Source organism: Devosia yakushimensis (assembly GCF_030159855.1).
GTDB lineage: Bacteria > Pseudomonadota > Alphaproteobacteria > Rhizobiales > Devosiaceae > Devosia > Devosia yakushimensis.
The window spans coordinates 1396459-1419506 of sequence record NZ_BSNG01000001.1; the positions used below are offsets into that span (position 1 = coordinate 1396459).

The following is a 23048-nucleotide window of genomic DNA, read 5'->3' on the forward strand; positions in this document are numbered from 1 at the left end:
CCTTTCGGATGGAGGCGGCATTTCGGGAAAGCTGTTCCAAGCTATAGCAGGGGAGCGTGCGGCGGGGGAGCGGGACGGTGTGGGTAGGGTTACCCATGAGGGTGCTTGGCACCGCTTCACCTCTCCCTCAGGGGGAGAGGTCGGCCCGTTTGGGCCGGGTGAGGGGGCCTTCATTTTGCTCAGTGTCAAGAAAGGCCCCCTCACCCCACCCTCTCCCCATAGGGAGAGGGGCCGCCCGCCCAAATATCGCGGCAGAAGCGCTGCCTGTAAGCACCTAGCGGCGGACGCCGAGGCGGGTCATTTTTTCGCTGAGGGTGCGGCGGGGGAGGCTGAGGGCGTCGGCGGTGTCGGCGATGGAATTGTCGTGCTTGCGCAGTTCGGCTTCGATGATGCTGCGTTCGTATTGGGCTAGCCGGTCGGCGAGGCTGAGGCTCTCGTCGGGTGTGCCGGGCTTGATGCCGATGGCGCTCTGGATAGAGTAATTGGCGCTGGAGAGGCCCAGGGCGAATTTGTCGGCTACGGTTTTGAGCTCGCGGACATTGCCGGGCCAGGCGTAGCGGGAGAGGGCCTCGATGTCGGCGGGGTGGAGCGGCTGGGAGGGGCGGTTGAAGCGCTTTTGGGCCAGTTCGAGGAAATAGTGGAACAGCAGGAGGGCGTCTTCGCCGCGCCGGCGTAGCGGGGGCACGGCGACACTCGCGGTATTGAGGCGATAGTGCAGATCGGCGCGGAAGCGGCCGGCTTCGGCTTCGTCAAGCAGGTCGACCTTGGTGGCGGCGATGATGCGCAAGTCGAGCGGGATCTGGCGGTTGGAGCCGACGCGCTCGACGGTGCGCTCCTGAATGACGCGCAGCACCTTGGCCTGGGCGAGCAGGGGCATGGATTCGATTTCGTCGAGTAGCAGCGTGCCGCCATTGGCGAATTCGAATTTGCCGATGCGGGGGCCGGCGCTGCCGGTAAAGGCGCCGGCTTCGTGGCCGAACAGTTCGCTTTCGATCAGCTCGGCGGGGATGGCGGCGCAATTGACGGCGACAAAGGGGGCGGCGGAGCGGGGGGAGAAATCGTGCAGGGCGCGGGCGACGACTTCCTTGCCGGTGCCGGTTTCGCCCAGAATGATGACATCGGTATCGATGGCGGCGACATCGAGAATGAGCTGGCGCAAATCCTCCATGACGGGGGAAGAGCCGATGAGGCGGTTGGACAATTCGGCCGCGCCGCCATCGAGCCGGCGGCGCAGATTGACCAGTTCGCGGCGGACGCGGGCCTGTTCGGCGGCGCGCTCGATGACGCTGACGAGCTGTTCGGGCTCGTAGGGTTTTTGCAGGAAGTCATAGGCGCCGTCGCGGATCGCCTTGACGGCCATGGGCACGTCGCCATGGGCGGTGATCAGGATGACCGAGGTGGTGGGGTCCTTGTCGCGGATCTGGGCGAGCAGGTCGAGGCCGGAGACGGAGGGCATGCGGACGTCGGATATGACCACTTCGGGCTGGGCATCGCCCAGGCGCGTCATGGCTTCGCGGGCGCTGCCGACGGTGGTGACGGCGAAACCGGACAGATTGAGCCATTGATCGAGCGCGTTGCGGACAATGCCTTCGTCCTCGACGATCATCACCGATGTCTTGGTGGTCATGCGGAATCTCTGTGTTGGGGAGCGGCGGCTTCGGCCAAGGGCAGGGTGACCGTGAAGGTCGCACCTTCGCCGGGATGGTTTTCGACCTCGATAGTGCCGCCCATTTCCCGGACCAGGCCGTAGGAGATGGAAAGGCCAAGCCCCAGGCCGCGGCCGGGCTCCTTGGTGGTGACGAAGGGGTCGAACAGGGTGTCGGCGATGGCCGGGTCGATGCCGGTGCCGTTGTCGGCGACCGAGATGACTGCATGCTCACCGGTATCGATGACCGAGATGCGAATGGAGGCGTCTTCAAGGCCGGTCATGGCGTCGGCGGCGTTGGAGATGAGGTTGATCAGCACCTGCTCGATATGGACGGGATTGCCGGTGACGATGAGGGCGTGGGGCGGCGCATCGAGGGTGATGGCGAGGTTGGGATCGTCGCGGAAATGGTTGGCCAGCTCGATGGCATTGTGGGCGATATGGAGCACATCGCTCTGGATGGAGATTTCGGTTTCCTTGCGGGCGAAGGTCTTGAGATGGCCGGTTAGGGCCACCAGGCGCCCGAGCACGCCTTCCATGCTGCCGAAAAGGTCGGAGAGTTCGGGCACCTTGCCGCGGGCCAGCAGCTTGGCGCTGGCGGTTTGGGTGCGCAGGGCCGCGATGGGCTGGCTGACCTCGTGGGCGACGCCGGCCAGTGCCTGGCCCAGCGTGGCCAGCTTGGCGGCCTGGACGAGGCCTTGCTGGGCCGATTGGCGGGCTTTTTCGGCCTCGCGGCGCTCGACGATTTCGCCGGCCAGACGGCTATTGGCCTCCTGCAACTCGCTGGTGCGGAGCAGGACGCGCTGCTCGAGCTGGTCGTGATCTTCGAGGCGGGCGCGGATCAGACGCTGGCGTTGCAGGAACAGGACGGCGGCCAGCAGGATGGCGGCAACCGCAACGCCGACGAAGAAGGCTGATGTCCAGGCCCAGTTGGAGATAGGACCGAGCGGCACGAAGGAGAGGAGGCGCCAGCCATGCAGCGGCATGCGCAGGCGATCGACCATGAACTCGCCGTTGATTTCGCTGTCGCCGCTGCGCAGCACGGCCAATTCACTGCCGCGCCAGGGTTCGATGGAGTTGACAATGCCATTGCCATTGATGGCGACGCCCAGATAGCGCTGGTCGCGGGCCAGGGCGTCGAGATCGTTCCGGTGGGTATCGACCAGTGTGCGATAGCGCCAGTCGGGGCGGGTGGAGAGGATGCCGACATCATTGCTGTCGAAGATGCCGATAAGCTCGCCAGAGCGCCACCAGACGGCTTCGATCTCGCCGAGATTGATCTTGACCACGGCAACGCCCAGGGGGCCGTCGGGTCCGTCGATGCGGTTGGCGATGAAATAGCCGGGAACGCCGGTGGTGACACCCACAGCGTAATATTTGGCCGCGCCGTCGAACATTGCCTCCTGGAAATAGGGGCGCTCGGCATAGTGGCGGCCGACCATGGATTGGTGGGTCCACCAATTGCTGGCCGCTACGGAGCGGCCGGTGACATCGACGATGAACAATTCCTCGGCGGCGGCGGTGCCGCCCATATTGGAAAGGAACCCATTGGCGCGGGCGCGGACGGTGTCGTCTTCGGGATGGGCCAGCACGTCGCGGATTTCGGAGGCCTGGGCGAGCGTGGTGGGGAGGTAGTGATAGCGCTCGATATTGGCTTCGAGCATGCGATCGAAAATCTGCAGGCGCCGTTCACTGATGTCATGGGCGGCGGCGATGCCGCTTTGCAGCGCGATTTCATAGGCCGCTAAAGCGCTGGCAAGAACCAGAACCGCGCAGCCGACCGCGATCAGCAGGCGCTGATAGGGCGACAAGGGCATGGTCTTGCTGGCCATGAGGTATAAATCCTCCCATAGCCCTCCTATGGCATTGGCGGTTTTTTGCCAAGCACGCCGTTATAGCTGGCAAGAAATTGCCGAGAATTCTGCATGCAGATGCGGGATTGCATTGGTGATATGCTGAAAATGCAGGCTTTGCGGGGTTTGGCATGGAAGCTGCATTGAAGGCACTGCGCGAGGAGCGCTGATCTTTCGGGAGGAACCATAATGAACAAGACTATTCTGTCCCTTGCCGCCGGCTTGATGCTGACCGGCGCGACCCTGACGGGCGCTGCCGTGGCGCAAGACTATCCCACCAAGCCGGTCACCGTCGTGGTGCCCTTCGCGGCCGGCGGCCCGACCGATACGGTGGCGCGGCTGGTGGCCGAGGTGATGAGCAATGACCTGGGCCAGCAGGTAGTGATCCAGAATGTGGGCGGTGCCGGCGGCACGCTTGGCGCCGGCCAGGTGGCTGCCGCCCCCAATGATGGCTATACGCTGCTGCTGCACCATATCGGCATGTCGACCGCGCCGACGCTCTACCGCAGCCTGCCCTATGATCCGGTAGCCGATTTCGCCCCGATCGGGCTGATTACCGCCGTGCCGATGACACTGGTGGCCCGCAAGGACTTCGAGCCGAACACGCTGGAAGAAATGATCGCCTATATCAAGGCCAATGGCGAGAACGTCACCTATGCCCATGCCGGCATCGGCTCGGCCAGCCAGCTCTGCGGCATGCTGCTGATGAATGCGCTCGATACGCAGATGACCACAGTGCCCTATCAGGGCTCGGGCCCGGCGATGACCGATATCATCGGCGGCCAGATCGATCTGATCTGCGACCAGACCACCAATACGACGAGCCAGATCCAGGCCGGCGAAGTGAAGGCGTATGGCGTGACCACGCTCAGCCGCCTCGGCAACCTTCCGGACCTGCCCACCACCAAGGAAGGCGGGCTCGATCTCGAAATCGGCGTTTGGCATGGCCTCTATGCTCCGGCCGGGACCGATCCGGCGATCATCTCCAAGCTCGAGGCATCGCTGCAGAAGGCGCTGACCAACGAGACCGTGGTGAGCCGTTTCGCGGAACTGGGTACGGTGCCGGTGACGGCTGAAGAAGCCACGCCCGCTGCGCTGACCGAGATGCTGGGCAGCCAGATCGAGTTGTGGCGCGCGGTTATCGAGGCGGCCGGCGTTTACGCGGACTAAGGCCTGGGTGGGGCGCACTATCGCGCCATACCCACAGCATAGCACCTCCCCTTCGACGGGGGAGGTTGGGAGGGGGTGATGGGCCCAATTCGGGTTCCCCACCCCCTCCCTTGATCCCTCCCCGCAATGGGGAGGGTGTCGACTGCGGCATTACATGCCAAACGACAAAATCGGGAGGGCAGCATATGGCTACAGATTTTTCGACCAAGGACCTGGTGTCGGGCGGCATTTTTGTCGCGGCTGGGGCCTATTTTGCGATTGAAGCGCTCAATTACGAGGTCGGCACGGCGTTTCGCATGGGGCCGGGATTCATGCCGCTCCTGCTGGGCAGCGTGCTGGTCGCGCTGGGGCTGGGCGTTGCGGCCAGCGGGTGGAAGAAGCCTGATGCCGAGGAAGCGCTGGCGCCGCCCTGGCGCGGGATCGGGCTGATCATCGGCGTCATTGTCTTTTTCGGGCTGACCATTCGCGGCCTGGGCTTTGTGCCCGTCGTGCTGATCGGCTCGTTCGGCGCGGCGATGGCAAGCCGGCTCAATTCTCCGCTGTTTGCGATCATCCTTGCAGTGGCGCTGACGGTGATGTGCACGCTGATCTTTGTCATCGGGCTCGGCATGAGCGTGCCGATGTTCGGCCCCTGGCTCGGGCAATAGGAGCGCAATCATGGATATCATCGCTTCCCTTGGTCTGGGTTTTTCGGTCGCGCTCGACCCCATCAATATCTTCTATTGCTTTATCGGCGTGCTGCTTGGCACGCTGGTCGGTGTGTTGCCCGGCATTGGCCCGACGGCGACCATCGCCATGCTGTTGCCTATCACCTTTTCGCTCTCGCCCGCGACGGCGCTGATCATGCTGGCGGGCATCTATTACGGCGCCCAATATGGTGGCTCGACCACGGCCATCCTGATCAACCTGCCGGGCGAAAGCTCGTCGGCCGTGACAGCGATCGACGGCTATCAGATGGCCAAGAAGGGCCGCGCGGGTCCGGCGCTGGCGACGGCCGCACTCGGTTCGTTCTTCGCGGGTACGGTTGGTACGCTGCTGCTGGCATTCTTCGCGCCGCCCCTGGCGCGAGCCGCGCTCAATTTCGGGGCGCCGGAATATTTTGCGCTGATCGTGCTGGGCCTGTTGGTATCCATTGCGCTGGCGCATGGCTCCATTCTCAAGGCACTGGCCATGATCGTGCTGGGACTTCTGCTGGGCATGGTGGGGCAGGATATCTATACCGGCCAGCCGCGCTTCACCTTTGGTATCCGGGAGCTCTATTCGGGCCTCAATTTCGTATCGCTGGCCGTGGGCGTGTTCGGCGTCGCCGAAATCCTGCGCAACCTCGAAAACGAGAAGGGCCGCGACGTCATGGTCAAGGCCGTCAAGAATTTGTGGCTGACCAAGGATGACTTCAAGCGGATTGCCGGACCGGTGCTGCGGGGTACGGGGCTGGGTTCGGTACTTGGCATCCTGCCGGGCGGCGGGCATATCCTTGCTTCGTTTGCGTCCTATTCGGCGGAAAAGCGGCTCTCCAAGACGCCGGAAGAATTCGGGCACGGTGCCATCGAGGGCGTGGCGGGGCCGGAATCGGCCAATAACGCAGCGGCGCAGACCTCGTTCATTCCGCTGATGACGCTGGGCATTCCGGCGCATCCGGTGATGGCGCTGATGGTTGGCGCTTTCATCCTGCAGGGCATTACCCCGGGCCCCAATGTGATCAACGACCAGCCGGCGCTGTTCTGGGGCATTATCGCCTCGATGTGGATCGGCAATGTGCTGCTGGTGCTGCTCAACCTGCCGCTGATCGGGCTGTGGGTGAAGATGCTCTCCATCCCCTATCGCGCGCTGTTCCCGGCCATCGTGCTGTTCGCCTGCATCGGGTGTTTCTCGATCAACCAGAACATCTACGATGTCTTTGCCATCGGCTTTTTCGGGGTGGTCGGCTATGTGCTGATCCGCTTCGGTTGTGAACCGGCGCCGCTGCTGCTGGGCTTCGTGCTGGGGCCGCTGCTGGAAGAGCATCTGCGCCGGGCCATGATCATTTCCCGCGGCAACCCGATGGTGTTCATTGAGCGGCCGATTTCGGCAACTTTGCTGGGATTGGCGCTGCTGGCGGTGATTATCGCCGTGCTGCCCTCGATCCGGCGCAAGCGCAAGGAAGTGTTCGTCGAAGACGATTGAGGCTGACAACGCTCGCGTATTTCAGACCCGCCGGACCTGGTCCGGCGGGTTTTTGTTTGCCGCACATACTTGTTGGACAAGGAAAAAAGGAACTGGCGGCCCCACGGCGCGTTGCCAGTTCACTTCCAACAAGGACCGTTAGTCATGGGTATTATCTGGACGATCATCATCGGCTTCGTCGCCGGCATCATTGCCAAGTTCATCATGCCGGGCAGCAACGAGCCATCCGGCTTCATCATGACCACGATATTGGGCATCGTCGGCGCTTTCGTTGCTTCCTATCTCGGGCAGGCCCTGGGCTGGTATGCGCCGGGCGAGGGCGCCGGGCTGATCGGCGCCGTGGTTGGCGCCGTCATCGTGCTGTTCGTCTGGGGTTTTGTCGCCAAGCGCCGTTGAGCGCACAACATGAAGGAGGCCACCATGGCCGATAAGGGAATGCCGTCAATGCTAGCGCTGCTGGGGCTTTTGGCCGTGGCAGGCTATCAGAACAGGGACAAGCTGGGCGAATTGCTCGGCGGATTGGGCAATGGCCAGGCCGGAACGAACGGCAATGGCCAGGTGGGCACCGGCCAGCCCGGTGCAGGCAGTGCGCAGACGGGCGCGGCTCCCGGCACAGGTGGCCTTGAGGGCATGCTGGGCGGTCTGGGCGGCATGCTCGGTGGCGCGGCCGGCGCCGGTGGTCTGGGCAGCGTGCTCAGCGGCGGGCTGGGCGATCTGGTCGACCGCTTCAACACCAGTGGGCAGGGTTCCAAGGCAAAAAGCTGGGTGCAGGACGGGGACAATGAGGAGATCGATGCGGCCAGTCTTGAGCAGACGCTGGGCGCTGACACGATCGATGCGTTGACCCGGCAAACGGGCCTCAGCCGGCAGGAATTGCTGGAGCGTCTGTCCAAGACGCTGCCGGAGGCGGTGAACAAGCTGACGCCCAATGGCCGCATTCCGACCGAACAGGAAGCCAGCCGCCTGGTCTGACGATATTGGCAATTGCCGGCCGGGACGAACTTCATCCCGGCCGACGTGTTTTCAGGACCAGGCGGGGAAGGGATCGCGCAGATCCTGCCAGGCCGTGGGGGTGAAACCCTTGGCCGGGATCAGGCAGGCATCGAGATCACGCCTTATGGCCGCTTCATCCATGCCGGCGGCGCCGATAAAGACGATTTCCTGTCGCCGGTCTCCCCATTGCGGATCGAGATAGGGCGCCATGGATGCGCGCCAATCGGCATCGTCGGGCCAGCGCGTCCGGGGCACGGCAGCCCACCACATGCCGCGGCGGCTGGTGCGGACCAGGGCGCCGGCCTGGCTCAGTTCGCCGACCAGATCGGGCCTTGTGGCGAGCCAGAAAAAGCCCTTGGAGCGAATGACGCCGGCCCAGTTTTTGGTGATGAAATTGTTCAGCAGCATGGGGTTGAAGGGGCGGCGGGCCCGATAGACGAATGAGCTTATGCCGTATTCAAGTGTTTCTGGAATATGCTCGGTGAAGCCATTGAGTTCCTTGAACCAAAGCGGATTCTGTTCAGCGGCTTCCAGGCTGAAGAGGCCGGTATCGAGCACTTCGTCCAGCGGTACTTTGGAAAAGTCGGTTTCGATGACGCGGGCGACCGGATTGAGGGCCTTGATGATGGTCCGGGCCGCGGCGAGATCGGCCGGGCTGGCGGCCGAAACCTTGTTGAGCACGATGACATCGGCGAATTCGATCTGTTCGACCAGGAGATCGACCAGGGCGCGCTCGTCTTCCGGGCCCATGGTTTCGCCGCGGTCGGCCAGGAAATCGGTCGAGGCATAGTCTTTGAGCAGGTTGGCGCAATCGACAACGGTGACCATGGTATCGAGCCGGGTGATATCGGAGAGGCTTATGCCGTGTTCGTCGCGGAAGTCGAAGGTGGCCGCGACCGGCAGAGGCTCGGAAGTGCCGGTGGATTCGATCAGCAGGTAATCGAAGCGCCCGGCAGTGGCGAGCTTGGTGACTTCCTTGAGCAGGTCGCCGCGCAGGGTGCAGCAGATGCAGCCATTGCTCATTTCCACCAATTGTTCGTCGGTGCGGGAGAGATTAGCGCCGCCTTCGCGGACGAGCGTGGCGTCGATATTGACCTCGCTCATGTCGTTGACGATGACGGCGACGCGGCGGCCTTCGCGATTGTTGAGAATGTGGTTGAGAAGGGTCGTCTTGCCGGCGCCGAGAAAGCCGGAAAGGACCGTGACGGGTAGGCGGTTCATTTGGGGTCACCTCGATGGAAACGGCCGCCCCGGAGGGCGGCCGGGCAGGGATCAGTGCGTGGTGCCCGAACCGCCTGCTGCAACGATATTGTAGGGCAGGCCGGCGACCTCGATATCGCGATCCAGCTCGAAACTGGCGGCGTCGACGATGTGGACGAGGCCCTTGAGTGGATCGGTGACGGCGATCTCGCCGCCGGCCACGGCGATGCGCGGGCGCGGCAGGCTCCATTCGCCATCCATGGAATAGGGCTCGGTCAGGGTGATCGACTTGGCGATCCGGCCAGAAAGGACGTTGAGCTGATGCAGCTTGCCGTCTTCGGTGAAGATGTAAGCGAATTTGGGTTGCTGCGGATCGACCGCGAAATGCACGCGGCGTGTGGGTAGTTCGATCAGGCGGAAGGCATCGGCCTCGGCGGGATCGATCAGCACGATTTTGTCGGCGCCGTAATTGCCCAGGAAATATTGCAGGCCAACACCGCCCAGCAGGGTCGAGACATTGCCTTCGGGCAGGCTTGCTGGATAGGGCAGGTGCGTGATGCTGGGCTCACCCGAGCCCGTGGCGATCAGCAGGCCCGTGGCGCAGGCAATGGCGGTGATGTTGCCGGAGGTGGCTTCGCCATGCAGGAGGGGGCATTCGTGGAGGTCGCCGAGCTTGGCGTTCTGGGCGTCGTAGACATAAACGCCTTGCGGACGGGTGGTTTCGCCATTGGGGGCGAAATCGGTGGCGATGGCATAATCGCCCCAGGGGATGGCGACGCCGTGGTGGGGGGCATTGGTGGGAATTTCGCGGATGGCCAGCTTGTCGTCGCCATCGAGCCAATCCTTCTCCGACACGAGGCGGGCAACGCCCTCGCCATCGTAGAACAGGGCGATCTGGCCGTGATGTTCGACGAAATGCACCGGGCGATTGCCTGAGATAGCCGCGGAAATGGTTTCCGGTGCGGCGACGTGGATGTCGCCGTGATCGCCGTGATCTTCGATCTCGATGCCAGACCGGATTGCCGAGACGCGGTTGGCGGCGCCTTCCACGGCGTAAACGGCCTGATTGCTGGGCGTGGTGTAGAGAACGCCGGGGCTTTCAAGGGGGAAGGTATCGAGCGTGGCATCAGTGGCCAGGTCGATGGCCGTGACCTTGGCTTCGGCATGATCGGCCACGAAGAGGCGCCAGGCGGTGACATCGTCGGCATGGGCGAGGCCGGTGGTGGCAATGAGCGTTAGGGCAGTGCAGGCGAGGAGGGAGGAATAGCGCATCGGCTTGCGTCCATATGTTATTACATTACGTTGTGGAGCCTAGATGTAATATTATTACGTTGGCAAGTGGGGTGGGGTGATTTTTTGGGGATTGAGGTTGGGCGTTCACGTGGGACACGCTCCACCCACCGTGTCATTCCGACGCAGGCCGGAATCCATGCTGTGCCCTTTCCCAACACTGGATGTGCTGATGGCCTTCAGCATGGATTCCGGCCTGCGCCGGAATGACATCGTGGTTTTAAATGTGTTCAGAGAGAACACTATCCCGATAGGGAGGTTGAGCCGCGCCGACCTAATCCGGATAGGGTAGCCCGTAGCGATCGCGGATTGTCGTTTGTTCGTAGGCGCGGGGGTAGACGCCGCGATCTTGCAGGATGGGCACGACTTTTTCCACGAAGTCTTCGATATCGTCCGGCGCGCGTGGGGGCTGGATTGTGTAGCCGTCGACCGTGCCATCGGCCCAGAGGTCGATAAGGCCGTCGGCGACCTGTTCGGGAGTGCCGAGGACGAGGCGATGATGGCCCTCGGAACGGCGGACGGCCTGGCGCGCGGTCAGGCTCTCATGGGTCAGCAGTTCGGAGAGACCCAGGCCCATACCGACTGCCTGTATGCGGTTGGGATCGGGGATGAATTGGGCGGGGTCGAGGACGGCGTCGGGATCGAAATCGGCGAGATCGATGCCGTTTTCCTTGGCGAAGCGTTTCAGCAGGCCATCTTCGGAACCGGCGCCGCTGAACAGTTCGTGCTTGCGCAGGGCCTCTTCGTGGGTATCAGCGACAATGGGGACCAGGCCGGGCACGATGCGGATGCCCGATGGGTCGCGGCCGAAGGAAACTGCGCGGTCCTTGACCTTCTTGCCGAAGGCCTGGCCGGCCGGGCGGGACAGGATGTTGCAATAGATGATTTCGCCATGGCGGGCGGCCAGATCGATGCCGCCTTCGGAGGCGCCGGCCTGGGCGATGACCGGGTGACCCTGGGGACCGCGGGGCACGTTGAGCGGGCCTTTGATGGTGAAATAATCGCCTTCGTGATCGATGGCATGGGCGCTTGACGCATCCCAGAAGCGGCCTTCGGGAACGTCGCCCTCGCGGGCCGGGTCCCAGCTGGCCCAGAGTTCTTTTGCCACGTCGAGGAATTCGCTGGCCCGGGCGTAGCGTTCCTTGCGCGGAGGCAGGGGGTCGCTGCCGAAATTGGCGGCTACGTTGGGATTGAAGGAGGAAACGATGTTGATGATCAGCCGGCCGCCGGAAATGACGTCGAGCGATTGCGTGCGGCGCGCCAGATTGTAGGGCGAATTATAGGTGGATGAGACTGTGGCGACGAAACCGATATCGGGCACCTGGGCGGCCAGGGCCGTGCACAGGATCAGCGGATCGAGGGTGTGGAAGGGCCGGCTGTTCGGATCGGTCATCAGCGCGGGATGATCGGAAAAGAACACCGCGTCGAACACGCCCTTATGGGCCAGCTCGGTGAGGCGCCGGTAATAGGCGGGGTCGGCTATGTCGTGGCGGTTGCCGGTGCGATAGGGCCAGGCATTGCCGAGATAGCCGGTGGTATTGATGCCGACATTGAGGTTGAGCCGGCGTGTCGTCGTCGTCATGCTTGTGCTTTCGCTTCTTGCTGTGGCGCTGCAACGCCGATGCCGCCATGTGGCGCGGGGGCGTTACCGTTGACGGCGAAGTCGCCAACGATGCGGTCGTGATAGATGCGGGGGTTGTGCGAGGCGATGGTGCGGGCATTGCGCCAGTGCCGGTCCAGCCCGTGACTGCGCTTGGCGGCGGAGGCGCCGAGGGCGTCGAACAGCACGGTGCTGGCGTCGAGGATCAGGCTGGTGATGACGGTTACCGACTGGCTGACTTCAAGGTCGGCGTTGCGGTCGGCTTCGGCCTTACGGGCTGCGTCGCCGGATTGATTGGCCTCGAAGGCGCGTTGCAGGGCTTCGGCGGCCTTGAGGGCAATGGCGCCGGACACATAGGCTGCGCCACGCACCTTGCCGACAACCTGCAGTATCTGTGGGTCCTGTGCCGAGCGGGAGGCATTGCCACGGCCATAGACGCGCTTGCGCTCGGAGACATGACGAGCCAGATCGCCTGCCGCAGCGCGGCCGATGCCCGCAAGTGTGGCCAGATGCACAAGCTGGAAGAAGCCGCCGGAATAGCTGAAGCGGGCGGCGCTGGGTTTGATCAGATCGTCGCTGATGGCGACATCGTTGAACCGCGCTGTGCCGCTGGCGCTCAGCGCCTGGCCGAAGCCGTCCCAATCGTCGAGGATTTCGACGCCCGTGGCACCAGTGGGCACTAGCGCGCCGATGGGATTGCCCTCGTCATCGGCGGCGCCAAGGGTGATCCAATCGGCATAAAGGGAGCCGGTGGTGTAGTATTTTTCACCGTTGAGCTGCCAGCCATCGCCATTGCGGATGAGGCGGGTGGAATAGGTGCCGATCTTGCCGTCGCCGGTTTCAGAGAAGCCGCTGCCGATGGTTTCGCGCTGGCCCAGGCGGGTCAGCCAGGTGTTACGCCATTCGCTTTTGGGAGCGTTGATGACGTCTTCGGTGAAGCCGAAATGGCTGCGATAGGCATTGGTGATGTTGGGATCGGCCTCGGAGAGTTCGATCAGCAGGCCGAAGAATTCGGGCAGAGTGAGGCCCAGCCCCCCGTTTTCGACAGGAAGGCGGAGCGTTGAGAAGCCGGCGTCCTTGAGCCAGCGGATTTCCTCACGGGGCAGATCGCGTTCGACGTCGCGCGCCACCGCCCGCTCGCGGATGCGCGCGAAGATCTGGCGGAAGGGGGCGGCGATGGTGTCGAAGCGGTCGGATGGGCCGGCGCCCCAGGCTTGGCTGATGTTGGTCATGGCAATGATTCGGGATGCGCCGGCGGCAAGCCGCGCGGCTGGTGAACAATGTCAGGCTTTGCCCGACGCGCGAGGAAGAATTGCTTTGCGTGGGCGCAAGCAATTTTTCCTGCAGGGTCAAGCCGTGAAATGGGCATAGGCGAGGCCGTCATTGAGGCCTTCGGCGCCAATGGTGTGATCGGCGACCCGCTTATCGTAGAGGGTGAGTTCGACGCCGGAGACCACGCCGATATCGGGCACGTCCTCGACAACCTGGCGCTGGAATGCGGTGAACAATTCCAAGCGCCTGGCCGCATCGACCTCGACGGCGGCGGCTTCAAGCAGAGCATCGACCTTGTCGCTGGCGTAGTGCGAGCCATTGGTGAAGGGGATTCCCGGCTTGAAGTTCTTGCTCCAATAGAGCCGCTGCACGCCCACAGTTGGATCGAACAGATTGCTCATGCCGTGGAAGGTGAAATCGAAGTCGCGGTCGGTGTAGACGCGCTTGATATAGGTGGCGAAGTCCTGCGTGCGCAGCGACACCTCGATGCCCGCGGCAGCTAGCGCCTGCCGGATATATTCGCCGCCGCGCTTGTAATATTCGGCGGAAGGGTGCGGATCGTGGGTAAGCCGCAGGCGGATGCCGTCGGTGCCACGCGGGTAGCCCGCCTCGTCGAGCAGGGCTTCGGCCTTGGCCAGGTCGATGGGATAGGTTGGCAGGTCTGGCACGTAATATTTGGTGAGCGAGGCGCTGATGGGGCCGGGGATCGGCGTGCCATAACCATAGAGCGCAGTCTGGTGGATGACGTTGCGATCGATCAGATGCGCGAAGGCCTTGCGCACCCTGACGTCGGCGAAATAGGGCCGGTCGAAGTTGAACTCGATGCGCGAGATATTGTTGAAATACGAGTAGCCGCGCTGCTCGACGCCGATATTTGGCAGGGTGGAGAAACGTGCCAATTCGCTGAGCGGCACGGGCGATTGGGGCGCCAGGTTGATCTCGCCGGTCTCGATGGCGGCGGCACGGGCGGAGCCGTCTGGTATGATGCGCAAGATCAGTTGATCTGCATAAGGCCTTGGTTGGTCCCAATAATCTGGATTGCGATCCCATACGATATGACTGCCGCGGACCCATTCCTTAAAGACCCAAGGCCCAGTGCCGATCGGTGCATTGTTGACCGGATTGGCGTCAGCGGCCGTGCCTTCATAGAGGTGACGGGGCACGATTGGGGTTTCGGACGCGCTGAGAGCCGGGAGCAGGTATGGCGCAGGTTTGGACAGCTTGAGGACCACCGTATGCTCATCTGGCGTCTCGATCCCGGTGAGGTTGGCAAACGTCACGCGCCCGCGCGGATGCACTTCCTTGATCGTGCTGATCGAATAGGCCACGTCGGCGGCGGTGAACGGCGTTCCGTCATGGAATTTGACGCCCTGGCGCAATGTGAAGGTATAGGCCAGGCCATCCGGGCTGATCGACCATTGGGTTGCCAACAGAGGCTTGGGATTGAGATCGAAATCGAACGTCAGCAGCCCCTCGGTTGACTTAGGGCTGGTGAAGGTCACGCCCGTATGCGCGATGCCGGTCATGGTGGGCGGTTCGGACGCTGCCACGACACTTAGCGTGCCGCCATGTTGGGGCGATTGGGCCAGGGCCGGGCGGGCGAGCAGACCGGCGCCGAGGGCGGCTGCCGACAGGCCGAGGAAATGGCGCCGGCTGGGTGTCCAGAGCGAGGACATGGGGGAAATCTCCGGGAGGGACGCAACGAAAAGCCGGCCGCTTGGATGCGGCCGATGCGCGAGGAAGAATTGCTTTGCGTTGGGCAAAGCAATTCTTCCCGCTGGGTTCAGGCGACGGCGCCGAGTTTGGCTTGTTCGAAATCGTGCAGCAGGATGGCGATCTCGTAGCCGCGGCGCTTGAGCCAATGCGCGACGGTTTTGGCGCGAACGCCGAGCAGGTCATCGACCAGGATGACGCGAGAGCCGCGCACGGCGATGGTGCGATAGGCGACACCGAGCAATTGGCCGCCTTCGGACGAAATCGAGCGCGGCAGATGGCCGGCGGCGAATTCTTCGGGGGTGCGGACATCGAGGAAATAGGTGGTGCGGCTCTTGTCGCTCACCCAGGCGTCGGCATTGGCCTGGTCGATATAGAGCAGACCATCATCCTTGGAGAGAGTTTCGATATGTTCGGCGGCGAATTGCCTGGCCGCGTCGCTGGCCTCGCCATAGGCGGCGGTTTTGCCGGTTTCGAGCGTCAGGCCCGCATTGGTCCAGCCCTTGGTGCCGTCATCGAGATAGGCGACGAAATTGGGCACGCCAGCATCGATCAGCGTCTGGGCACCGAGAATGGCGCGGGGCAGGCCGGCGCAGGAGACCAGCACCTTGGTATTGGCCGAGGGGACCAGATCCTTGAAGCGCAGGACCAGTTCGGCACCGGGAACGCTGACGGCGCCAGGGACGTGTTCCTTGGTGTATTCGGGGATTGTGCGGCTATCGAGCACGATCACGTCTTCGCCCTTGTCGCGCAGGGCCTGCAGTTCGGTGGCGCTGACGACCGGGGTACCCTTTTCGTCGCGGACCTTGGTGACGAAGGGGACGCCGGGAATATCGAAGGTTGGCAAGTGATCGAGACCGCCTTCGATCCAGGCGGGAATGCCGCCTTCAAGCGCCACGATATTGCTCCAGCCGGCGGCGGTGAGACGGGTGACGGCGGCTTGGGCTGCGCCCTTGCCGTCATCGATCAGCACGGTGCGGACCACGCGGCGCGGGATGAAGCGGTCGATTTCAGCGTCGAGCCGGTCAGCGGGCAGGTTGGTGGCAAAAAGGGGCGAGGCATAGCCGACATCGGCGGCGGGGCGAATGTCGATCACGGCGAGTTCGGCGCCATCGCCGAGCCAGTCGATAAGGGTCTGCTTGCTGATCGTGCGATCGGTCATATTAGTTCTCCTCTGATGAAAGGTCAGGCGTTGGGATCGATCCAGGTGTCGCCAAAGCTCCAGCTGATGCCCTGGGCGCCGGTGACGAAGTTTTTGACGCGCTTGTTGGCGATGATCTGGCTGCCGGCGGCGACGAGATCGACCGAGGCCACATCGTCGTGGATCAGATGCTGGAACTGGCTCCAGATTTCGCGGCGCCTGGCTTCGTCCGGTTCGACAGCGGCTGCTTCGAGCAGGGCGTCGGCTTCCGGGTTGGCGTAGTGGGAGGCATTGGAGAAGGGCAGGCCGATCTTGAAGTTCTGGCTCCAATAGGCGCGCTGAATGCCCAGCGAGGGATCGAAGGTATTGGAGAGGGATTCGATGACCAGATCGAACGCGCGGTCGGTATAGATGGTCTTGAGGAAGGTCGGCAGGTCGAACTTGATGATCTCGATGCCGATGCCGACCTTTTCGAGCTGGTTCTTGACCACATCGGCATAGGCTGGGGTCAGAAAGGCGTTATAGGCCAGCCAGAGCCGGAAACGGGTGCCGTCTGCGCCGCGCGGATGGCCGGCCTCGTCAAGCAGTTTTTCGGCGGCCGGCGGGTCGTAAGGGTGGGCGACGACTGTCGGATCGTACCATTTGGGCAGGGCGACGCTGACCGGGCTGGGCGACACCTGGCCATAGCCATAAAGCGCGACATCGACGATTTCCTGGGCGTTGATGGCCTGAGCGATCGCGAGGCGCACCGGCTTTTGGGTGAGGATTTCGGTGTCGTAATTGAAGAACAGCTGCTGCTGGGGGCCGGCATAGGCGTAGGTTTTGGTATCGACCACCAGATTGGGATTTTGCTGGAGGCGCGCGATGTCGCCGAGCGGAACCGGATTGGCGCCGATATCGGCCTCGCCGGTTTCGAGCGCTGCGGCGCGGGCCGATGGATCGGTGATGATGCGCAGGATCAGGCGGTCGAGATAGGGTTTGCCGGTGTCCCAATAATCGGGGTTGCGATCGAAGATCAGGTGGCTGCCCGGGACCCATTCGGTCAGCTTGAAGGGACCGGTCCCGATGGCGGTAGCCAGACTCTGGCCATCGGCGGGCGGCAGGCTTTCGAAGATGTGCTTGGGGACGATGGGGGATTCGGCTGACGATTGTGCCGCGAGCAGGAAGGGGGCCGGCTTGGACAGGACGATGATCGCTGTGAGCGGATCGGGCGTCTGCACCTCCACCACATTCTGATAGGTGATGCGGCCGCGGGGATGGGCTTCCTTGAGGCGCAGGATGGAGAAGGCGACGTCGGCGGAGGTGAAATCCACCCCGTCATGCCATTTGACGCCCTGGCGCAGCTTGAAGGTGTATTGCAGGTGATCGTCGCTCACCGACCATTCGGTGGCCAGCAGCGGCAGGGGATTGAGATCGTAGTCGAAGGTCAGCAGGCCCTCGACGATCTTGGGGCCGATGGCCTGGCCGGTGCCCGAGGAGGTGTTGATGGCAAAGAGCGCCGTGCCGGGATCGACCGTATAGAGCCAGGTGAGCGTGCCGCCGGAAACGGGCGTCGCATCCTGGGCGAAAACATTGGCCGGGATGGCGACACTGGCGCTGGCCAGCAGCAAGAGCTGATTGAAGGCACGGCGATTGAGAGACATGACGCTTGGCTCCTGTCGGTGTGGAGCGAGCATCGGGCGGTCTCGGCCAAATCGGAAGAATGATTTTCTGCCTGAGGCGGCAAGCGGGGCTTTCGGCGATATGGTTGTTGCGCCGAAATTGCAAAACGGCCGCCGTGCTTGCGCAGGCGGCCGCTTTTTTGAAGTCCCTTCCTCCATTCAAAGGGGGGGCGGATTTGGGGCTCTGCCTATAGCAGCTTGAAGCCCAGCCGGTGCAGAACGGTGGTGAGCTGCTCGCGGCCCTTGAGGGCGGGCGTGGTGCCGATGCGGCGGCTGATCAGCTCGGTCCAGTCGATTTGCGGCATGCCTTGTTCGGCCTGGAATTGGCGCAGCGCGGTGTTATAGGCGGCCAGATCGTCCGATTGGACGGCGCGGCCATATTGTTCGCGATGCAGCACCGAACTCTGCGGCAGACGCGGCTTGACGTCGGAGGCGCGGGAAGGATCGGGATAGCCGACCGTGAGGCCGAAGACGGCCACGGCTTCGGGCGGCAGACCCAGCTCGGCAGCGACGGCCTCGGGCTGGTTGCGGATGGCGCCGATATAACAGGTGCCCAGGCCCAGCGAGTCGGCGGCCACGACCGCGTTTTGTGCGGCCAAGGCAGCGTCGAGTGCGGCAAGGAGAAAGCTCTCAAGATAGTCGAGGCCATCGCCGGGGGCGTCGTGTTGTTTGGCGATGGCGCGGGCCCGGGCGAGATCGGCGATCCAGACAAGGAAAAGCGGTGCTTCCTCGATCTGCTTGTTTGGGCCGGCCAATTGGGCGAGCCGGGCCTTGCGGGCCGAATCGGCCACGGCGACGACGCTCCAGGCCTGGAGATTGGAGGAGGTCGGCGCCGATTGCGCGGCAGCCGCCAGTAGTTCCAGCGTGCTCTCGGGAAGCGCATCGGGCAAATAGGCGCGGGCGGTGCGATGGTCGAGAATGGCGTCGATGGCCGTATTCCAGGGAGCGTCGGTTACCGGCGGGTCCTGCCGGTAGCGCCGGCGCAGCAGGTCGGCCAGAAGCTCGGCTTCGGTGCCGATGGCGGGGGCCTTGGCGGTTTGCGGCATTGCGGTTTTCCTGATGGTCAATGGAGTTTGGGGAAGCCGTGCCGTTCGGCCAGCAATTCGAGTATGCGCCTGGTGTCGCCGATGAAATGGTAGCCATTGGCGCTTTTGGCATCAATGGGCGGATCATCGCCCAGGATCAGTACGGGCAGGCCCTGGTTTTCTTCTCCCAGAATGTCGATCACCTTGCCGCGCGGACGCACAAAGTCGACGCGTTCGACATCGACCTTTTTTGCCAGTTCCGGGAAGCTGGCGAGCAAGCCTTCCACCTGGTTGCAGAATGGACAGATAAATGGCCCGTCATCCCGTTTGGGATCGGTGAAGCCGGGGGTGATGAGAAAGAGTTTGTCCTTGGCCATGATGGTCCCTATTCGGCGGCCTTCGCCGGATTGGCAAAGCGGTTGGCAGGGCGCTTGAGGCCCAGATTTTCGCGTAGCGTCGTGCCCTCATATTCGGTGCGGAACAGGCCGCGACGACGCAGTTCGGGCACGACGAGATCGATGAAGTCCTTGAGGCCGCCCGGCATGATGGGCGCCATGATGTTGAAGCCGTCAGCGCCGCGCGCCTCGAAGCGTTCCTCGAGCTGGTCGGCAATATGGCTGGGAGTGCCCACCACCTGCCAGTGCCCACGGGCCCCGGCAATGCGCAGGTAGAGCTGGCGGATGGTGAGGTTTTCGCGCCGTGCCAGATCGAGCAGCAGCGATTGGCGGCTTTTTCCGGCATTGGTTTCGGGCACGTCGGGCAGCGGGCCATCGATGTCATATTGGCTGAGATCGATGCCGCCCGAGAGGCCCGCCAGCATGTTGAGGCCGACAATAGGCTGGATCAGGTCTTGCAACTGGGCGAATTTATCCTCGGCTTCGGCCTGGCTCGGCGCGACCACGGGGAAGATGCCGGGCATGATCTTGAGCTCGTCGGGATCGCGGCCATATTTGGCCATCCGGCCCTTCACATCGGCATAAAAGCCTACCGCTTCGTCCAGCGTGATCTGGGCGGCAAAGATGGCTTCGGCCGTGCGGGCGGCCAGTTCCTTGCCGGGCTCGGAGGCGCCGGCCTGCACGACCACCGGATGGCCCTGCGGTGTGCGCGGAGTATTGAGGGGCCCGCGCACCTTGAAGTGCTTGCCCTTGTGATCAAGGATATGGAGCTTGTTCTTGTCGAAATAGACGCCGGCCTCACGGTCGCGCGGAAAGGCGTCGTCCTCCCAGCTGTCCCACAGGCCCAGCACGACATCGGCGAATTCCTCGGCGCGGTCATAGCGATCGGCATGAAGAATGTGGGCTTCATGGCCGAAATTGAATGCCGCATCCGGGTCGGACGAAGTCACGAGGTTCCAGCCGGCGCGGCCGCCGCTCAGATGATCGAGCGAGGAGAATTGGCGGGCCAGATTGAATGGATCGGAATAGCTGGTGGAGGCGGTGGCGATCAGGCCGATATTCTTGGTGACCGCGGAAAGCGCCGAGAGCAGGGTGATGGGCTCGAAGGGGTAGACGCCCGAATGCGCCTTGCGGCTGGCCGCGTCGATATCCTTGAGGCGCACGCCGACGCCATCGGCAAAGAAGATGGTGTCGAATTTGGCGGCTTCGGCTAGCCTGGCCAGTTCGATATAATTTTCGAAATGCACGCCTATCGAAGCGTCCTTGTGCCGCCAGGCCGCAACATGGTGGCCAGTAAAGAGCAGGAAAGCGCCGAGCTTGATCTGGTCGCTACGCTTGGTCATCTGACATCCTCCAGCGGAAGGCCGTGAATTGAAAGGCCGCCGTAAAGGTCGCCGCAGGCCGCCCAACAGTCCAGAAATGACTAATTTGCGCCCCCGGTAGAAATTGTTGCGGCCAATCGGGCCGGTTAGAACAGCGCTCGCTGGGAACGTAAATCTACTAGATTGATAGACATTCTGAGTTTTTAGGATTGAATTCTACGGAAGCCATGGTGCCGGCGTGGAAATTTGTCACTCGCCCGTCGCATTCGCAAAGCGTGCTCTCGTCCAGGAATGGGCAATCGTGGTGCTATTTGCTCATGACAACGCAAACGCGCCCACGTGCCCGATCCATAGCGCCAACGCTGGCGCGGCTACCGCCATTGACCTCGCTGCGCGCCTTCGTGGCGACGGCGCGGCATCTGAGCTTTACCCGCGCCGCCGACGAGCTGCATGTGACCTCGGCCGCGATCGGGCAGCAGATTCGTCTGCTTGAAGACTATCTGGGGCAGGCCTTGTTCCTGCGCAATCGCGGGCAGCTGGAGCTGACCGAAACCGGGCTGACGCTGATGCCCGGTCTTACCGATGCTTTCGATCGCGTGCTCGACACCATGGCGCGGCTCAATGCCAATAGCGATGCCGCGCCCATCAGGGTGTCGGTGGCGCCGTCCTTTGCCAGCAAGTGGCTGGTGCCGCGGCTGGCGGCATTGCGGGTGTATGCGCCGGATCTGGAGGTTCTCGTCGATTCCTCGGCCAAACTGGCCGATCCGGGGCGGGATGAAACCGATTGCGTCATCCGTTATGGGCTTGGGGCCTATCCCGGATTGACCATCGACCGCTTGTTTTCGGAGGCGGTCATTCCCGTCTGCAGCCCCGAGCTGGCCGAGGCCCATGGCCTTTGGCGCGGGCCCGAGGCTCTGCTGGGAGTTCCGCTGCTGCATGAGGACGGGCCCGAGCGCGATGCATCCTGCCCTGATTGGCCGGCCTGGCTGCGGAGCAATGGAGTCAATCTGCGGGTGGGCGAACCAGGCACACGGTTCAACCAGTCTTCGCTGGTCATCGATGCCGCCATTGCCGGGCAGGGTGTAGGGCTCGGCAAATTGCGCCTGATTGCGGCCGATCTGGAAAGCGGGCGGCTGGTGGCGCCGTTTGGCGAACCGCAGGCCGTCGAATTTTCCTACTTCTTCGCCACCACCCCGCACAAGACCAAGCTGGGGCGCGTCGAATTGTTCCGCGATTGGCTGCTAGCCGAGGCCGCCGCCACCCGCACCGCCACACTCAATCTCCGCCCGTCGCAATTCGCGGCGCCCAATGCCATCGCTGTCGCCGCAGAATAGAGAGGATTTTCGATGTCCCTATTGGATCTTGCCCATTTCGCTCCGTCCCAGGAACAAGAGCTGGAAGTCGATGTCGGCCAGTTCAAGGATTCGATGCGGCACCTGGCGGGCGCGGTCAGCGTCATAACGGTGGGGCGTGGCGAGGATCGCACGGGCTTTACCGCGACGTCGGTGTCATCGCTGTCAATCGAGCCGCCGTCCATTCTGGTCAGCCTCAATCGCAGTTCGTCATCCTGGCCGGTGCTGCAGCGCCATGGCAGTTTTGCCGTCAATGTGCTGGCGCATGATCAGCGCCATGTTGCCGACCGGTTCGCCGGGCGGGGCGGCATCAAGGGCGTCGAGCGCTATCTGGGGGCTGAATGGACCGAACTGGTGACCGGCACTTCGGCGCTTTCCGATGCGTTGACCGTGCTGGATTGCGAGTTGGACGAGGCGATCGACCGGCATTCCCATTCGATCCTTATCGGGCGGGTGCGGGCGATTACCGTTCGCGGCGAGGCGCAGCCGCTATTGTATTGGCATGGCGCCTATCGGCACATTACGGCGCCGCTGGAGGTTTAGCGGCGTGCAGATTGATGAGCAAAAACCCCCGCGAAAGCGGGGGTTTTGTTTGCTCAATAGGCGGCGGTGAAGCGCTTGCGGATGAATTGGCCCTGGTCCAGCTCGTCCAGGACGGCGATGGCGAAATCGGCTTCCGAGATGCGGCTGTCGCCTTCCGCGTCGCGCAGCAATTGATCATTGCCCAGGCGGAAGCGGCCGGTCCGCGCGCCGGGCTTGATGGTGAGCGGCGGGGAGACATAGGTCCAGTCGAGGTCATGCTCGCCCCGCTTGAGGCTGCGCAGGATTTCGCGGTTGCGCAGCGTATGGGCCTTGTGATCGGCCGGATAGAAATCGCTGTCCACCACATCGACGCCAGGGCTGGCCTCGAGGCTTCCCACGCCGCCGACGAGGATCAGGCGTTTGACATTGGCGCGCTTGACCCCGGCAAACAGCGCCTCATGCGCCTTGCGGATCAGTTCGGCGGCGTCTTCGGCCGAATAGTTGCGCAGGCCCGGGCTATAGGCCGAGATCACCGCGTCGTGGCCGGCGACGATCCTGGCGACATCGTCGGCATTGGATATGTCGGCCGAAAGGGTGGTGAGGTTGGGCGTCGGTTCAAGCTGGGTCGAGCGGGTCACGGCGGTAACGCGATGGCCGCGCGACAGCGCCTCCTTGCGGAGATTGCTGCCAATATTGCCTGAGGCGCCGAAGATGACGATGGACATGAGCGC

The 23048-nt window shown here is 63.2% G+C and carries 20 protein-coding genes; 7 read left to right on the forward strand and 13 right to left on the reverse strand.

What is annotated here, in order from left to right:
- Positions 1-274: 274 nt before the first annotated feature.
- Together QQL79_RS06925 and QQL79_RS06930 are read right to left on the reverse strand one after the other, a co-directional pair.
- Positions 275-1627, reverse strand: a complete 1353-nt coding sequence (locus QQL79_RS06925; RefSeq protein WP_284389244.1) for a sigma-54-dependent transcriptional regulator — start codon at positions 1625-1627, stop codon at positions 275-277.
- Positions 1624-3477, reverse strand: a complete 1854-nt coding sequence (locus QQL79_RS06930; protein ID WP_284389245.1) for a sensor histidine kinase — start codon at positions 3475-3477, stop codon at positions 1624-1626. Before QQL79_RS06930 ends, QQL79_RS06925 begins: the two co-directional genes overlap by 4 nt.
- 210 nt (positions 3478-3687) lie before the next feature.
- Between QQL79_RS06930 and QQL79_RS06935 the strand changes: the two genes are divergently transcribed.
- From QQL79_RS06935 to QQL79_RS06955, 5 genes are all read left to right on the forward strand, one after another.
- The gene (locus tag QQL79_RS06935) at positions 3688-4668 is read left to right on the forward strand and encodes a tripartite tricarboxylate transporter substrate-binding protein (protein ID WP_284389247.1); all 981 of its coding nucleotides are present in this window, start codon (positions 3688-3690) and stop codon (positions 4666-4668) included.
- Positions 4669-4853: 185 nt separating this feature from the next.
- The gene (locus tag QQL79_RS06940; protein WP_284389249.1) at positions 4854-5315 is read left to right on the forward strand and encodes a tripartite tricarboxylate transporter TctB family protein; all 462 of its coding nucleotides are present in this window, start codon (positions 4854-4856) and stop codon (positions 5313-5315) included.
- A gap of 10 nt (positions 5316-5325) precedes the next feature.
- A complete protein-coding gene (locus QQL79_RS06945) occupies positions 5326-6831 on the forward strand; it encodes a tripartite tricarboxylate transporter permease (RefSeq protein ID WP_284389251.1) in 1506 nt (501 codons plus the stop codon).
- 144 nt (positions 6832-6975) lie between these two features.
- Positions 6976-7227 carry a GlsB/YeaQ/YmgE family stress response membrane protein gene (locus QQL79_RS06950; protein ID WP_284389253.1) on the forward strand — a complete coding sequence of 84 codons (252 nt, stop codon included), beginning with the start codon at positions 6976-6978 and terminating at the stop codon, positions 7225-7227.
- Positions 7228-7251: 24 nt separating this feature from the next.
- Positions 7252-7803, forward strand: coding sequence for a YidB family protein (locus QQL79_RS06955; RefSeq protein ID WP_284389255.1), 552 nt, complete (start codon positions 7252-7254; stop codon positions 7801-7803).
- A 51-nt stretch (positions 7804-7854) separates the two neighbouring features.
- Here the strand turns inward: QQL79_RS06955 and zigA are convergent, their stop codons facing one another.
- From zigA to QQL79_RS07005, 10 genes are all read right to left on the reverse strand, one after another.
- Complete coding sequence (gene zigA, locus QQL79_RS06960; RefSeq protein ID WP_284389256.1) at positions 7855-9045, reverse strand: zinc metallochaperone GTPase ZigA; 1191 nt, start codon at positions 9043-9045, stop codon at positions 7855-7857.
- A 51-nt stretch (positions 9046-9096) separates the two neighbouring features.
- On the reverse strand, positions 9097-10296 hold the full coding sequence (locus QQL79_RS06965) for a hypothetical protein (protein ID WP_284389258.1): 1200 nt from the start codon (positions 10294-10296) through the stop codon (positions 9097-9099).
- Between the two features lie 292 nt (positions 10297-10588).
- The gene (locus QQL79_RS06970; protein WP_284389260.1) at positions 10589-11896 is read right to left on the reverse strand and encodes an NtaA/DmoA family FMN-dependent monooxygenase; all 1308 of its coding nucleotides are present in this window, start codon (positions 11894-11896) and stop codon (positions 10589-10591) included.
- Positions 11893-13146, reverse strand: a complete 1254-nt coding sequence (locus QQL79_RS06975) for an acyl-CoA dehydrogenase family protein (protein WP_284389262.1) — start codon at positions 13144-13146, stop codon at positions 11893-11895. Before QQL79_RS06975 ends, QQL79_RS06970 begins: the two co-directional genes overlap by 4 nt.
- Before the next feature lie 117 nt (positions 13147-13263).
- A complete protein-coding gene (locus QQL79_RS06980) occupies positions 13264-14862 on the reverse strand; it encodes an ABC transporter substrate-binding protein (protein WP_284389264.1) in 1599 nt (532 codons plus the stop codon).
- A gap of 107 nt (positions 14863-14969) precedes the next feature.
- Complete coding sequence (locus QQL79_RS06985; protein WP_284389265.1) at positions 14970-16061, reverse strand: rhodanese-like domain-containing protein; 1092 nt, start codon at positions 16059-16061, stop codon at positions 14970-14972.
- A 23-nt stretch (positions 16062-16084) separates the two neighbouring features.
- Positions 16085-17683: an ABC transporter substrate-binding protein gene (locus QQL79_RS06990; RefSeq protein WP_284389269.1), complete on the reverse strand. Its 1599-nt coding sequence runs from the start codon at positions 17681-17683 to the stop codon at positions 16085-16087.
- A 206-nt stretch (positions 17684-17889) separates the two neighbouring features.
- Positions 17890-18747: an NADPH-dependent oxidoreductase gene (locus QQL79_RS06995; protein ID WP_284389271.1), complete on the reverse strand. Its 858-nt coding sequence runs from the start codon at positions 18745-18747 to the stop codon at positions 17890-17892.
- Positions 18748-18764: 17 nt separating this feature from the next.
- Entirely contained in the window at positions 18765-19103 is a 339-nt protein-coding gene (locus tag QQL79_RS07000) for a DUF3088 domain-containing protein (protein WP_284389274.1), read from the reverse strand.
- Positions 19104-19111: 8 nt separating this feature from the next.
- Positions 19112-20464, reverse strand: coding sequence for an LLM class flavin-dependent oxidoreductase (locus QQL79_RS07005; RefSeq protein WP_284389276.1), 1353 nt, complete (start codon positions 20462-20464; stop codon positions 19112-19114).
- Between the two features lie 296 nt (positions 20465-20760).
- On the opposite strand from QQL79_RS07005, the gene gcvA reads away from it, so the two are divergent.
- Complete coding sequence (gene gcvA, locus QQL79_RS07010) at positions 20761-21777, forward strand: transcriptional regulator GcvA (protein ID WP_284389278.1); 1017 nt, start codon at positions 20761-20763, stop codon at positions 21775-21777.
- Positions 21778-21789: 12 nt separating this feature from the next.
- Positions 21790-22338: a flavin reductase family protein gene (locus tag QQL79_RS07015; RefSeq protein ID WP_370461184.1), complete on the forward strand. Its 549-nt coding sequence runs from the start codon at positions 21790-21792 to the stop codon at positions 22336-22338.
- A gap of 53 nt (positions 22339-22391) precedes the next feature.
- Here QQL79_RS07015 and QQL79_RS07020 read toward each other — a convergent pair whose 3' ends face one another.
- On the reverse strand, positions 22392-23042 hold the full coding sequence (locus QQL79_RS07020) for an NAD(P)-dependent oxidoreductase (protein ID WP_284389280.1): 651 nt from the start codon (positions 23040-23042) through the stop codon (positions 22392-22394).
- Positions 23043-23048 lie beyond the last annotated feature (6 nt).

What these genes read in the sequence shown, in the direction of transcription:
- QQL79_RS06970 (WP_284389260.1), bottom strand. Translation starts at nt 11,896, where the DNA reads ATGACGACGACGACACGCCGGCTCAACCTCAATGTCGGCATCAATACC.
- QQL79_RS06990 (WP_284389269.1), bottom strand. Translation starts at nt 17,683, where the DNA reads ATGTCTCTCAATCGCCGTGCCTTCAATCAGCTCTTGCTGCTGGCCAGC.
- QQL79_RS06925 (WP_284389244.1), bottom strand. Translation starts at nt 1,627, where the DNA reads ATGACCACCAAGACATCGGTGATGATCGTCGAGGACGAAGGCATTGTC.
- QQL79_RS06955 (WP_284389255.1), top strand. Translation starts at nt 7,252, where the DNA reads ATGGCCGATAAGGGAATGCCGTCAATGCTAGCGCTGCTGGGGCTTTTG.
- QQL79_RS06950 (WP_284389253.1), top strand. Translation starts at nt 6,976, where the DNA reads ATGGGTATTATCTGGACGATCATCATCGGCTTCGTCGCCGGCATCATT.
- QQL79_RS06945 (WP_284389251.1), top strand. Translation starts at nt 5,326, where the DNA reads ATGGATATCATCGCTTCCCTTGGTCTGGGTTTTTCGGTCGCGCTCGAC.
- gcvA (WP_284389278.1), top strand. Translation starts at nt 20,761, where the DNA reads ATGACAACGCAAACGCGCCCACGTGCCCGATCCATAGCGCCAACGCTG.
- QQL79_RS06975 (WP_284389262.1), bottom strand. Translation starts at nt 13,146, where the DNA reads ATGACCAACATCAGCCAAGCCTGGGGCGCCGGCCCATCCGACCGCTTC.
- QQL79_RS07020 (WP_284389280.1), bottom strand. Translation starts at nt 23,042, where the DNA reads ATGTCCATCGTCATCTTCGGCGCCTCAGGCAATATTGGCAGCAATCTC.
- QQL79_RS06985 (WP_284389265.1), bottom strand. Translation starts at nt 16,061, where the DNA reads ATGACCGATCGCACGATCAGCAAGCAGACCCTTATCGACTGGCTCGGC.
- QQL79_RS07005 (WP_284389276.1), bottom strand. Translation starts at nt 20,464, where the DNA reads ATGACCAAGCGTAGCGACCAGATCAAGCTCGGCGCTTTCCTGCTCTTT.
- zigA (WP_284389256.1), bottom strand. Translation starts at nt 9,045, where the DNA reads ATGAACCGCCTACCCGTCACGGTCCTTTCCGGCTTTCTCGGCGCCGGC.
- QQL79_RS06980 (WP_284389264.1), bottom strand. Translation starts at nt 14,862, where the DNA reads ATGTCCTCGCTCTGGACACCCAGCCGGCGCCATTTCCTCGGCCTGTCG.
- QQL79_RS06940 (WP_284389249.1), top strand. Translation starts at nt 4,854, where the DNA reads ATGGCTACAGATTTTTCGACCAAGGACCTGGTGTCGGGCGGCATTTTT.
- QQL79_RS06965 (WP_284389258.1), bottom strand. Translation starts at nt 10,296, where the DNA reads ATGCGCTATTCCTCCCTCCTCGCCTGCACTGCCCTAACGCTCATTGCC.
- QQL79_RS06930 (WP_284389245.1), bottom strand. Translation starts at nt 3,477, where the DNA reads ATGGCCAGCAAGACCATGCCCTTGTCGCCCTATCAGCGCCTGCTGATC.
- QQL79_RS07015 (WP_370461184.1), top strand. Translation starts at nt 21,790, where the DNA reads ATGTCCCTATTGGATCTTGCCCATTTCGCTCCGTCCCAGGAACAAGAG.
- QQL79_RS06935 (WP_284389247.1), top strand. Translation starts at nt 3,688, where the DNA reads ATGAACAAGACTATTCTGTCCCTTGCCGCCGGCTTGATGCTGACCGGC.
- QQL79_RS06995 (WP_284389271.1), bottom strand. Translation starts at nt 18,747, where the DNA reads ATGCCGCAAACCGCCAAGGCCCCCGCCATCGGCACCGAAGCCGAGCTT.
- QQL79_RS07000 (WP_284389274.1), bottom strand. Translation starts at nt 19,103, where the DNA reads ATGGCCAAGGACAAACTCTTTCTCATCACCCCCGGCTTCACCGATCCC.